General features: G+C 42.8%; 11 protein-coding genes. 10 read left to right on the forward strand and 1 reads right to left on the reverse strand.

The genetic code is table 11. The features are described 5' to 3' along the window. Positions 1-24 precede the first annotated feature (24 nt). From UF75_RS03200 to nuoB, 10 genes are all read left to right on the forward strand, one after another. Complete coding sequence (locus UF75_RS03200) at positions 25-582, forward strand: hydrogenase (RefSeq protein WP_242860092.1); 558 nt, start codon at positions 25-27, stop codon at positions 580-582. A 6-nt stretch (positions 583-588) separates the two neighbouring features. Then, positions 589-2,043 carry a hydrogenase 4 subunit F gene (locus tag UF75_RS03205; protein ID WP_045573147.1) on the forward strand — a complete coding sequence of 485 codons (1,455 nt, stop codon included), beginning with the start codon at positions 589-591 and terminating at the stop codon, positions 2,041-2,043. Position 2,044: 1 nt separating this feature from the next. Further along, positions 2,045-3,643: an NADH-quinone oxidoreductase subunit C gene (locus UF75_RS03210; RefSeq protein WP_052692975.1), complete on the forward strand. Its 1,599-nt coding sequence runs from the start codon at positions 2,045-2,047 to the stop codon at positions 3,641-3,643. Positions 3,644-3,662: 19 nt separating this feature from the next. Further along, positions 3,663-4,154, forward strand: coding sequence for an oxidoreductase (locus tag UF75_RS03215; RefSeq protein WP_045573148.1), 492 nt, complete (start codon positions 3,663-3,665; stop codon positions 4,152-4,154). 295 nt (positions 4,155-4,449) lie between these two features. Continuing rightward, positions 4,450-6,504, forward strand: a complete 2,055-nt coding sequence (gene hyfB / locus UF75_RS03220) for a hydrogenase 4 subunit B (RefSeq protein ID WP_045573149.1) — start codon at positions 4,450-4,452, stop codon at positions 6,502-6,504. 11 nt (positions 6,505-6,515) lie between these two features. Continuing rightward, positions 6,516-7,466, forward strand: coding sequence for an NADH-quinone oxidoreductase subunit H (locus UF75_RS03225; protein ID WP_045573150.1), 951 nt, complete (start codon positions 6,516-6,518; stop codon positions 7,464-7,466). 6 nt (positions 7,467-7,472) lie between these two features. After that, positions 7,473-8,132: a hydrogenase gene (locus UF75_RS03230; RefSeq protein WP_045573151.1), complete on the forward strand. Its 660-nt coding sequence runs from the start codon at positions 7,473-7,475 to the stop codon at positions 8,130-8,132. 4 nt (positions 8,133-8,136) lie between these two features. Next, positions 8,137-9,600, forward strand: coding sequence for a hydrogenase 4 subunit F (locus UF75_RS03235; RefSeq protein ID WP_045573152.1), 1,464 nt, complete (start codon positions 8,137-8,139; stop codon positions 9,598-9,600). Further along, positions 9,600-11,183, forward strand: a complete 1,584-nt coding sequence (locus UF75_RS03240) for an NADH-quinone oxidoreductase subunit C (protein ID WP_045573153.1) — start codon at positions 9,600-9,602, stop codon at positions 11,181-11,183. The genes UF75_RS03235 and UF75_RS03240 overlap by 1 nt, the downstream gene beginning before the upstream one ends. 47 nt (positions 11,184-11,230) lie before the next feature. After that, positions 11,231-11,971: an NADH-quinone oxidoreductase subunit NuoB gene (gene nuoB / locus UF75_RS03245; protein WP_045573154.1), complete on the forward strand. Its 741-nt coding sequence runs from the start codon at positions 11,231-11,233 to the stop codon at positions 11,969-11,971. A gap of 181 nt (positions 11,972-12,152) precedes the next feature. Here the strand turns inward: nuoB and UF75_RS03250 are convergent. Continuing rightward, positions 12,153-12,525 (reverse strand): helix-turn-helix domain-containing protein (locus tag UF75_RS03250; RefSeq protein WP_045573155.1); only part of this gene is annotated, 373 nt, incomplete at its 5' end.

A 12,525-nucleotide genomic window follows, 5' to 3' on the forward strand; every position in this document is an offset into this window, starting at 1 on the left:
ATTGTGCCCGAGTAAAAAAATGCCTTGAGTTGGTGGACCTTACAAACTGTTTTTGTCTCACTTCTTCTCATAGCAGAGGGTTTTCATAATAATGCGTTAGAGGTTATCATTTTCGGTGTCTTGTTGTTAATAGCTAAGGCTGGAATTATCCCGATACTTTTACGACGCGTTTTGAAAGAGTCTAATACAGAGTGGGTAGGTGAGATATACTTAAAGCGCGCCATGTCCTTAATCTTTGCCGGAGGCTTATCGCTAATGGCCTATGAGGTGACACAACCTTTAATGGCACTTCACTCCGGCTATCGTAATGGGTTGGCGGTTGCTATAGCTCTAATTTTTTATGGTCTTTTGCTGATGATGACTCGTAAAGTCGCTATTGTACAAGTTTTAGGAATCTTGCTCATAGACAATGGTATATTCTTAGCGGGATTTTTTCTAACCCAAGGGATGCCTTTGTTAGTGGAATTGGGTGCGGCGTTTGATATTCTCGTGGGGATTGTTATTATTGGAATCTTGTCTAAACAAATGCTAGAAAATTATGATTCTCTAAATGTTGATCACATGAGGTCATTGAAAGGATAGTATGCGATGTTTATTGGAGTGGCAGTAATCGCGGCAGTAGGAATGCTATTTTCGGCAAAGGAAACCTACTTAAGACTATTGAACAGCGTAGCTCTTGTGTTATTAACGTTAAGCGGAGGATGGACCATAAGACAAACGTTAAGCCAAGGGTCCTACTCGTTTGGGTCAGGCCTATTATATTGGGACGCACTGAGTGCCTTGCTGCTAAGCGTCATTATTATTATTGCTGTTTATGTTATACTGTTTTCGTTTGGATATATGGAAGAAGAAGTCCGTGAGAAGAAATTACCAAGAACGAGACTAAAATGGTACTATTTCTGGATATGGACCTTTATGGCAACGATGCTTCTGGTCGTAAGCACACCGAATATGGGCATCATATGGGTAGGTATTGAAGGGACAACCCTGGCCACAACACTCTTGGTTGGTTTCTATCGAAACAAGCAAGCGATTGAAGCTGCTTGGAAATATGTGATTTTATGCGTGGTCGGTATCAGTTTTGCCTTATTGGGCACAATGTTGCTTTTTGCGTCTGTCGCACCCCTCTTGGGTCAAACTTTAAGTGCCTTGGATTGGCGAATGCTCCCTAAAGTAGCGAGTCAGTTAGACCCGACTTTCTTTCGTCTGGGTGTTTTGTTTGCAGTCGTTGGCTATGGGGCTAAGGTTGGTTTTGCTCCCATGCATGCTTGGCTTCCTGATGCGCATAGTCAGGCTCCCTCACCAGTCAGTGCCTTGTTATCTGCAGTTTTACTCAACTGTGCTCTTTATGCTATTTTGCGTTGGTACAGTTTAGCTCGTCTAACTACTTTAGGCCCGGATTTCGTAGGGACGATCCTAATGAGTTTCGGATTTTTATCCTTGGCACTTATGACAGGGTTTATCTTGCTACAAAAAGATATTAAACGCTTATTAGCCTATTCAAGTGTTGAACATATGGGGATTTTAGCGATAGGTTTTGGGTTAGGAACTAAGGAAGCTGTTTGGGGTGCATCGTTACATCTCTTGCTTCATGGCCTAACCAAGGCCAATCTGTTCGTCATTGTTGGACGGCTCGTCCAAAAGACTGGCACAAGGCAAATTTCTCGGATACGTGGAATCTTTAAAGTTTTGCCGTATACAGGAATAATTATGGTACTTGGATTATTGAGTATTACTGGAACCCCGCCGTTTGGAACATTTCGCTCGGAAGTCAGCATCTTATCCGGTCTCTTTAAAACAGATCACCCGCTCCTGGGCTTTTTGACCATTCTATTTCTAACCGTGATTTTTGCGGGTTTTCTCTATCATTTCCTCCAAATGCTTTATGGGAAGCCAAGTAGTAGGCACCAGCCTAGAGAGAGTGCAAGTACACTTGCTCTGGCAATCCCTCTTCTGGTCGTCCTTTTCTTAGGTTTATTCATTCCCCAAAGCCTGGATCAGGCACTAAATCAGGTCGTCAAAGTGATATTGGGAGGAGTTTAGGATGCTAGGCTTGCGGGAATATTTACAGAACTTTCATAGTTGTCCGAGCGTAGAAATTGTAGAATGGAAAAAACAGGAGGGTACGGTCGACGTCTCTGCCCGTGATCTTCCGGAAATATTAAGCTATTGTTTGGCGATGAGGCCGCGTCCAATTTGGTTAACCCATGTTGTCAATGATGAGCGGCAGTTGGAGCGAGGATTTTGTCTTTACTTGGTTCTCCATTTTCCTGGCCTGGACTTTTCTCTGACATTAGTCGCCAAAGGAATTAACAATGAGTTTCCAACGCTCTCCTCAATCTTCCCGGCCCTAAACTGGTCAGAACGAGAAGCCCAAGATCTCTTCGGGCTACAGGCAGTCGGACATCCTGACACGCGCTCTTTGGTCTTACATCCGGGTTGGCCGCAAGGATTCTATCCCTTGCGTAAGGATTACAAAAGAGGGGATGAAGGCAAGCAGTTTAAACGGGCTCCGCTAGTTTTTCCAGAAATGCATGGAGACGGAATTTTTCAGGTTCCTGTGGGACCAATTCATGCTGGAATCATCGAACCAGGTCATTTCCGTTTTTACGTTATAGGGGAACCCGTTCTGCATTTAGAAGCCCAGCTTTTTTATACACATAAAGGGATAGAGAAGCTCGTTGAAGGAAGAAGTATCGATGAAGGCTTACACATCATTGAGCGAGTTTGTGGAGTATGTACCCTAAGCCATGGGCTCGCTTATTGTGAAGCTGTTGAAAAACTTGCTAAAGTGGAAGTTCCCCGATCGGTTTTATTATGGAGGACAATCCTCGCTGAATTAGAACGAGTTTACAATCATATTGGAGACATCGGTAATATGTGCGCGGGAGTCGGCTTTGCAGTAGGTAACGCCAATGGTTCACAAAGCAAGGAAAAGCTTCAACGCCTAAATCTAGAATTCTTTGGTCACCGATTTTTACGGGGAATGGTTGTTCCAGGGGGAGTAAAGTCCATCTCAAGCTCGAAAGATTGTCAAACCCTTCTGAATCGACTACTTGAAATAGCCCTGGATTTTGAAGAGTGGCTACCGCTGCTTCTCCATCATGACGGTTTTAGACAAAGAGCCGTTACGACGGGGGTGTTAAAGCCGGAAGACGCTGTGGAAATGGGTGTTACGGGACCCGCAGCGCGCGCTTCTGGAATTGCTAATGACTGGCGTGAGCTCCATGCCTACCTGCTTTATCCAGAACTAAACGTTCAATCGATGGTTGAAGAGGATGGGGATGTTTGGTCTAGGTTAATGGTAAGGGTTAAGGAAACTAGAGAGAGTTTTCGATTCCTAGAAACTTTATTGAATGAAGGTATGGAAAAGTCAGAGGGCACGAATGAAGCTTTAATTCCGTTTTCTTCTCATAAGCTTAGTCCTTGGCAGCCTGCTTGGGGATGTGTAGAGTCCCCTCGAGGAACTGATGTTGTGTGGCTGATGGTGGATGAAGAGGCTAAAATCTATCGTTGTCGGATTCGATCTGCCAGTTATGCTAACTGGCCTGCAGTACCGCTAACGGTACCCGGAAATATCGTTCCTGATTTTCCATTAATCAATAAAAGTTTCGAATTGTGTTATAGTTGTTGCGACCGCTAGTCGAAAAGGGGAGATTACATTGTGGAATTTGCTGCTCCGAAAACTAAAAATGGGAAATCTCACTGAGAAGGGCGGAAATTCGCTAACACAGCAGAAATCGTCCAAATTGCCATCAAGTTTTAGACAATCCCTGCAAGCTCGGCACTTAGATTGTGGATCTTGTAATGGGTGCGATTGGGAACTGACGGCACTTGGTAATTCTTTTTATGATCATCAGCATTTAGGAATTGACTTTGTGGCTTCCCCCCGACATGCAGATGTCTTAATGTGCACAGGACCGGGCTCCACTCAGTTGTTGATGGCTGCTCATGAAACCTATGAAGCGATGGCTAAGCCAAAATGGGTCGTTGCAGTTGGTGACTGTGCTGTCGATGGTGGAGTATTTAAGGGCGCTTATGCTAGTGAAAATGGGATAGGCAATGTTTTACCGGTGGATGTAAAGATTCCAGGCTGTCCTCCAAAACCTGAGGATATTATCAATGCTTTGTTGGAGTTTATGGGGAAGAGATAAGTTGCGAGCGTGAAAAAGGGACGGTTCTTTACACATTTTAAAGTGTGTAAAGGACCGTCCTCTTTTTATGCCCTTTTCACCTTTACCCACCAATAATGGTAAACTCGGCCATAAATGTTAATAACATGAGATATGAGCTGGTTATATCCCTAAATTCGGCGGTAGGCAATGATTGTGGTCAAAACAAGGCCATTTTTGCTGATTGATATTATTGGAATTATTGATTATGATAGAACTGTCGTGATTATTGTCAGATAAATATAATAAATTCATAAAATTAGGCAGGAGGGTAAAAATGCCAGTATTTGATGAATTATTATTGATTGTTATGTTAACTTCACTGTTGCTAGGAGCCCTCCTATCATATGTCCTACATAAAAAACCACGCTTAAGCATTTTTGTGGGATTTACGTTTGCCAACCTAGCTTGCCTAGCAGGATTAGTTCTAGGTCCAGCAATCTTGTTGTCTAAGCACTCGTTAGATGTCATCTTGCCTTGGTCTGTTTTTGGGACTAGTCTTCAATTTAGTCTTAATCCTTTAGCTGCTTTTTTTATTACAGTGATCTCAGTCCTCAGTCTTTCAGTGTCTGTCTTTTCATATGGTTATGCCAGTGCCTATATTGGCAAACAAAATGTCGGAGTTTTAGGGTTATTTTATAACCTTTTTATCTTTTCAATGTTGGCCCTAATATCTAGCAGTAACACGTTCATGTTCCTATTCTTTTGGGAAGTAATGTCGTTGGTATCCTATTTTTTGGTGGTGTTTGAACATCAGGATTATGAAGTTCGCAGGGCTGGTTTTATTTATATTGTGATGACACATATTGGTACAGCTTTTATCGCGATTGCTTTTTTTCTCTTATATAAAGAAACTGGCAGTTATGATTTTGCTCAATATTCTTCAATAGCTCATAATCTTTCGCCAACGCTTAAATCGGTTATCTTTATACTAGTTACACTCGGATTTGGGACTAAGGCAGGCATAGTTCCTCTGCATATTTGGTTACCAAAAGCTCATCCAGCTGCGCCAAGCAATGTTTCGGCCTTAATGTCCGGAGTTATGTTAAAAACTGCGATTTATGGGTTTATTAGAATTGCCATGGACGTTCTAGGGGTCGGGTCAGTTTGGTGGGGGGTATTAATCCTGATCATTGGGGCTGTCTCGGCTGTATTAGGGGTTATGTATGCTTTAATGGAACATGATATTAAACGGCTGTTAGCCTATCATAGTGTGGAGAATATAGGAATTATCTTATTGGGTATCGGCGCTGCTCTCGTTTTTAAAAGTTATGGCTACAATAATTTGGCTTTAATTGGTTTGACGGCGGGCTTATTTCATGTCCTTAATCATGCTGTTTTTAAAGGCTTACTCTTTTTAGGAGCTGGGGCAGTTCATTATGCAACACATACTAGAAACATCGAAGAAATGGGTGGGCTTTTAAAACGAATGCCTTGGACGGGGTTCTTTTTTTTGATTGGTTCGCTGGCAATCTCGGGCATCCCTCCTTTCAATGGTTTTGCCAGCGAGTGGTTGACGTTTCAAGCTTTATTGGCGTTGGGTTCAGCGAAACTTGGAGCAACTATGAATATTATAGGACCAGCTTTAGGAGCAGCTTTGGCCTTGACAGGTGCACTGGCCGCTGCCTGTTTTGTTAAAGCCTTCGGGATTATGTTTCTTGCCATACCTCGCAGTGTCAACGCAGAAAAGGCTAAAGAAGTACCTCGTACCATGCTGGTGGGGATGGGCCTTTTAGCTTTGTTATGCTTGATCTTTGGGGTTATGCCTTTTATCGTCATTAACCTGTTAAGCCCTGTTACTTATAGCCTTATAGGTATTGAAACAATCCCGCTGCTGGGGGGGTATAGCTGGCTGAATGTTCCCCCGATTGTGGGGCAGGGTGTCGCAGTGATAAAACCCAATTCTATATCCCCTCCCATGGTCCTAGCTGCTTTGGTATTGAGTGTCCTGCTGATTTCTTTATTTATTAAAAAGTTTGCTAAGTTTAGTATGGTTCGAATCGATGAAACTTGGAATTGTGGGACAGATCTCACCTCTGAGATGGAGTATTCTGCTACCTCCTTTTCTAACCCTATTCGAATCATGTTTCGCGCGATATTTCAGCCAACGAGAGAAACCAAGAAAGAGTTTGTTCTTAAACCGTATTTTACAAGTCGCATCAAATCTCAAGGGGCCATTAAACCTTTCTTTGAAGATCACCTCTATAGACCACTGCTCAAATTTTTCCTTAAATTTGCAGATAAAGTCACTGCTTTACAATCCGGAAGTATTCATCTTTATCTGGGGTATATTTTTGCGACTTTGGTTGCTTTGCTTATTTTTGCAAGATAGGGGGGGGTTACGTGCTTCGGGAAGCAGCTATCAGTGCCTATCAAATTGTTTTGATTTTATTATTAGCGCCCTTACTCACAGGAATAATCAAAAAGATGAAGGCTCTTTTTCAAACCCGTAAGGGGCCTAATATTTTTCAACCGTATTTTGATCTTTATAAGTATCTGCAAAAAGAGTCCGTGGTATCTGAGCATACTTCTTGGATTTTCCGAGTAACTCCACTTATTTACCTTTCTTCAATGTTAGTGGTCGCCGCTATAGTACCTGTCGTTGTAACAGATAGTTTATTAGCCTTCACCGGGGATCTTATTCTTGTTGTTTACCTTTTTGCTTTGGCTCGGTTTTTCTTGGCTCTGGCAGGTGTAGATGCCGGAAGTGCTTTTGGCGGAATGGGCAGTAGTAGGGAGATGGCTGTATCAGCGATCGCTGAGCCAGCTTTTATGTTACCGCTCTTTACTATGGCGGTCGCTGCAGGAACATCAAACCTTACCGGAATAGTACAAAGTGTCGTCAATGGGGGAGAGGGTGTCTTAACGGTCGCTCATCTAATGTCTTTTGTGGCCTTATTTGTAGTTGCTGTTGCAGAAACTGGACGAATACCAGTCGATAATCCAGATACTCATTTGGAGTTAACGATGATTCATGAAGGAATGCTGTTGGAATATTCAGGAAGGAATTTAGCATTGCTGTCCTTCAGTGTGTCGATCAAACAGTTCTTGATCTTTACATTGCTGGTCAATATCTTTTTCCCATGGGGAATAGCCCTCGCCTCGGCGGGTATCGGTGCGTTGATGACAGGCACGTTAGTGTTTATTTTAAAATTAATCGTCATCGCAATGGTGATGGCGGTTGTTGAAACTTCCTTCGCAAAAGCTAGATTATTTAAGGTACCTGATTTGCTTTTAGCATCGTTATTAATCGGCTTATTAGGACTCGTTTCGAAGTTTGTGTTCAGGGGGTAATTTAAGATGGGGATGCAAAATTATCAGGGTTTTGTGAATTTTTTAATAACCTTACTTTTGGTTACAACATTTTTGATCATTTTAGCGCGCCGTCTTAATTCAGTCATTATGGCTGTCATTATTCAAGGCCTCCTACTTGTTGCCTTAAGTGCTACATTGGGTTGGACGACTGGGATTCATGAAATGTATATCGCTGCCGTATTAACGTTGGTGGTGAAAGTTCTGATAATTCCTGTTGTGCTCATCAAGGCTGTTAACATAGTTGCGATTAAGAGGGAGGTTGAATCCTTTCTGAATATGAAAATGACGTTGCTGTTTGCTGTTTGTTTGGTTTTCATTTCATATTTAGCGACTGGGCAAGTGATTGGGAAAGGGTCTGGCCTCCTTCACGGGGCTTTGCCGGTGGCAGTTTCGTTAATGCTGATTGGTTTATTTCTAATGATTAATCTGAGATTCCCTATTATGCAAATTGTAGGATTGTTTGTTATGGAGAATGGCATCTTTTTAGCGGGGATCGGTACTACGATTGGCATGCCTTTAGTGATTGAATTAGGAATATTTATGGATATTATGGTAGGGGTTTTAATCATGGGTGTGTTAGTGTTTCGAATTAATCAGAGCTTTGACATCATTGATCGAAAAAATTTAAGGAATTTACGGGGTTGATTTTATGCCATTGATTTTACTTGCTCTACCCTTAGCTATGGCCTTGCTATGTTTGATGGTTACTGATCGAAGACTATTAGGGGCTATAAGTATTGTGGGCTTGGCAACGATCGTCTTAACGACAGTACTCATAGCCCGACAAGTATTTACGGGTTCTAATGTGGTTTGGGGTCAGTTTATCTTCATTGATGCGTTAAGTTCGCTGATTCTTTGTCTGGTGGGCATCATTGGGTTTATGGTTGCTTTATATTCTATAGGCTATCTCGACCATGATATTCAAGAAGGCCAGTTGTCGGAAAGGCGTTTGAAATATTTTTATTTTTCGTTGTATATCTTTGTTTTTACCATGTTTCTCGTGCTAGTCTCTGCGAACTTGGGGATCATGTGGGTAGCTGTAGAGGGAACGACACTTGCCACCGCTTTACTGGTTGGTTTTTACAACAAACGAAATTCCTTAGAGGCCGCTTGGAAATATATTATCATTTGTACGGTGGGAATTATCTTTGCTTTGTTTGGAACTATCCTTTTGCATTATGCGGCAGTTTCAGTGACTGGGGAAAGCGGTTCTTTAGATTGGCAGACCCTGAGACGGGTTGCTCGACAGCTTGATCCAAAGTTACTTAAACTGGCTTTCATTTTTGTTTTAGTAGGTTATGGGACGAAGGCGGGTTTAGCTCCGATGCATACATGGTTGCCGGATGCACATAGCCAAGCTCCTTCTCCGATTAGTGCCATGCTTTCAGGTGTTCTATTAAATTGTGCCTTTTATGGGATTATCCGTTTTCACTTGATTATTACCGAAGCCCTAGGGCCGCAGTTCTCGTCAAATTTAATCTTATTTTTCGGAGTCTTGTCAATTGCAGTTGCGTTACCCTTTATTCTTGTTCAACACGATATAAAAAGATTGCTCGCATACTCCAGTGTTGAGCACATGGGGATTATTGCCGCAGCAGTGGGCTTAGGCAGTAAATTAGCCCTGTATGGTGCATTTCTACATATGATCAATCATGCCTTAACGAAATCTTCCCTCTTTTTTATTGTCGGTAATGTTTGTCAACATTATCGGACTAAACGAATTATTAGAATTAAAGGCTTAGTTAAAACTATGCCCATAACGGGTCCGGCTTTGGTAATTGGAGGCTTAGCGATCGCTGGATCCCCTCCCTTTAGTATCTTTATGAGCGAATTTATCATTATTAGTTCAGGCTTCGCCCAAGGGCGGAATGTGGTTTCGAGTTTGATCCTTATCTTAATTACGTTAATATTTACGGGAGTAATTTATGCTACAAGTAATATGGCTTTGGGGACCCCGCCGAGCCGAGTTAAGGTGGGCGAGCAAGGGAATTTTGCTGTAGCCTTTGTCTTGATACCACTGTTGCCTGTCGCAATTTTAGGGGTATATATCCCAGCGTTTATTCAAACTATTCTCCAACAAGTAACTGCTGTATTTATAGGAGGAAACCAGTGATGATAAGGCAAGGTAGGTTAATAACACTTATTTCTAATTTGTTTGAGGAAAGGGTCATCATCACTAAGGCCTATGAAGATGAACTTCATCTCGAAATTAGTAAGGATGAAACTCTTATTGTGGCTGTAACATTGCGTGATTGGGGTTTCCCTTTAATCCAACTTACGGCTACGGATGAGCGTGGTATCAACGGGCAGTTTCGCTTGTTTTATACATTTGCGAATGACGAGGAAAAGTTTTTGATTGTAGTGAGTGTCTGCGTAGCAGAAGGTGAACAGTCATTTCCTTCGATCATGAATGAAGTCCCAGCGGCACATTGGTATGAACGCGAGGTAAGGGATCTATTCGGCTTGGATCCTATCGGGCACCTCGACAAAAGGAGTTTGGCAGTCCATGAGGATTGGCCGGAAGGGTTGTATCCGTTAAGGAAGGATTTTCGCTTAGATTCTGAGGTTCCAAGGACAAGTGGTCAGTTTCTGTACGATAGGGTTGAGGGTGAAGGGGTTATACAAGTTCCTGTCGGACCCATACATGCGGGAATTATCGAACCAGGGCATTTTCGATTTAGTGTAGTGGGTGATACAGTCTTAAATTTGGAGGCTAGGTTCTTCTATACTAATAGGGGAATAGAGAAGCTAGCTGAAGGAAAAACTCCCTTAGCAACCTTACCGATCGTTGAACGAATCTGTGGGGCTTGTTCATTTTCTCATACCACAGCCTATTGTCAGGCCATAGAGAAACTTTCTGGAACTGAGGTTTCCACTAGGGTCAAGGATATCAGAACCGTTGTTTTGGAACTTGAACGATTATATAACCACGTCGGGGATGTCGGAAACATCTGTGCTGGTATTGGTTTCGCGTTCGGCACAATGCAGGGAGCACGACTGCGTGAAGAGTTAATGCAGCTTAACGAAAAAGTTTTTGGAAGTCGGTTTTTGAGGGGGATTAATACCCCTGGTGGGGTAAGAAGGGACATCTCGATTTCAAACATCAACCTTATTTTAGTAACTTTAGAAAAGTTAGAACAAGAATTTAAAGAAATGGTAGAAATAATGTTGGATACAAATTCCTATATGGATAGAGTTCAGACTACCGGTATACTGTGGAATCGGACTGCCAGGGATTTGCACGCAGTCGGACCTGTAGCAAGGGCTGCGGGCATCGATCGGGATTTGCGGCGGGATCACCCCTATGCATCTTATGACCGTGTTTCCTTCAAGGTGCCAGTTTATGAGCAAGGGGACGTTTTAGCGAGGGTTAAACTACGTATTGATGAAACTTATGAATCCATTAACATCATTAGACAAATCTTGGTCTCGATGCCCATGGGAGAATTAACTCAACAATTGGGGACGGAAATGATTCCCTACAATTATGCTGTGGGAATGACGGAGTCAGCTCGAGGAGAAAATGTACATTTTATCATGATCGGTAAGGATCAAACAATTTATCGCTATATGGTGCGTTCAGCCTCTTATGTGAATTGGCCGATCATGCCTTTGATTGTGTCGGAAGATATTATTCCCGATTTTCCTTTAATTAACAAGAGTTTTGAGCTCTGTTATTCTTGCCTTGATAGATAGGGATTTTCAACTTTAAGTTCACTTAAGTTTTTCAAAGGAGGACAATGATGCTGAGGATTTTTAGTAAGAGCTTAAAGACAGGTATCGTTACGACGGACTATCCTAAAAATCCGACTGTTCCGGCGTCAGGTTTTCAAGGGCTACCGGAGTGGCAGGAACAAAGCTGTGATCTATGTGGTCAGTGTGCGCACGTATGTCCAACCAGGGCTATTAAATTGCAGAAAAGCAAGAGTGAATCTTTTTGGACAGTGGACCCTAAGAGATGCATTTTTTGTGGTTATTGTGTTGATGTCTGTAAGCAGCATGCCTTGATTCAAGGTGTGAAATATGAATTAGCTGAGCTAACTGAAAGCGTTGTTCGAGCTCCTCATGTTACGGCCTTTAAACATTCAGTTCACATACGCCACCTCGATTCAGGGTCCTGTAATGCCTGTGACTGGGAAATGACGACGCTAACGGGCCCAGTATACGATATACAACGTTTAGGATTTGACTTCGTGCCTTCTCCTCGTCATGCCGATGTCCTGATGGTGACCGGGCCAGTCACGAGGAACTTAGAAATAGCAGTGCATAAAACTTTCGCCGCAACCCCTGCACCGAAACTTGTGTTAGCTGTTGGTACTTGTGCCTGCAGTGGCGGAATTTGTGGTAAAAGCTATGCTAGCTCCGGGGGAGTCAATACTATTATTCCAGTTGATGTTTTTATACCAGGTTGTCCACCGCGGCCACAAGCTTTAATTCAAGGCTTGCTTAAAGCAGCTGGCAGAGCTTTAAACACAAACGTGTAACGGAAAACGTGTAACGGGGACGGTCCTTTTAACACAATTAATTGTGTTAAAAGGACCATCCCCGTTACACACGCGTGTGCGAAACAGTGAACCTGTCCCCGTGTTTTCGAAACAGTGAACCTGTCCCCGTGTTTTACCCGTGTTTTACGTGTTTTAGAGCCACGCCTTGGACGATAAAACGCTAATACTTAATATCCAGCTCTTTAATCTTGCGGTAAAGCGTATTCCGTCCAATTCCCAGAAGTTTAGCTGCTGGGGCGATCTTTCCTTTAGTTTCGGTTAGGGCAAAAAGAATCGTTTGTTTAGTTTTTTGATTTAGTAAGGTTTCGGTTGCGGGCTCGGGTTTGGCAACAGTCTGCTTAAGTTCATCCGGCAAGTCTGCTACCGTTAGAATAGGCCCTTCCGCTAAAGCCACCATGCTCTCAATACAGTTCTCTAGTTCACGGACATTACCGGGCCAGGTGTGAGCTAATAGATAAGCATATACATCTTCTTGAATCCCTAAGAGTGGACCACCAAAAGATACGCAGGCTTTATGGATGAAATGGGGAACT

Origin of the sequence: Desulfosporosinus sp. I2 (assembly GCF_000960765.1) — a bacterium.
Taxonomy (GTDB): domain Bacteria; phylum Bacillota; class Desulfitobacteriia; order Desulfitobacteriales; family Desulfitobacteriaceae; genus Desulfosporosinus.

Bases quoted from the DNA above. Each gene is read 5' to 3' on its own strand.
- UF75_RS03205 (WP_045573147.1), top strand. From the start codon at position 589: ATGTTTATTGGAGTGGCAGTAATCGCGGCAGTAGGAATGCTATTTTCG.
- UF75_RS03210 (WP_052692975.1), top strand. From the start codon at position 2,045: ATGCTAGGCTTGCGGGAATATTTACAGAACTTTCATAGTTGTCCGAGC.
- hyfB (WP_045573149.1), top strand. From the start codon at position 4,450: ATGCCAGTATTTGATGAATTATTATTGATTGTTATGTTAACTTCACTG.
- UF75_RS03230 (WP_045573151.1), top strand. From the start codon at position 7,473: ATGGGGATGCAAAATTATCAGGGTTTTGTGAATTTTTTAATAACCTTA.
- UF75_RS03235 (WP_045573152.1), top strand. From the start codon at position 8,137: ATGCCATTGATTTTACTTGCTCTACCCTTAGCTATGGCCTTGCTATGT.
- UF75_RS03240 (WP_045573153.1), top strand. From the start codon at position 9,600: ATGATAAGGCAAGGTAGGTTAATAACACTTATTTCTAATTTGTTTGAG.
- nuoB (WP_045573154.1), top strand. From the start codon at position 11,231: ATGCTGAGGATTTTTAGTAAGAGCTTAAAGACAGGTATCGTTACGACG.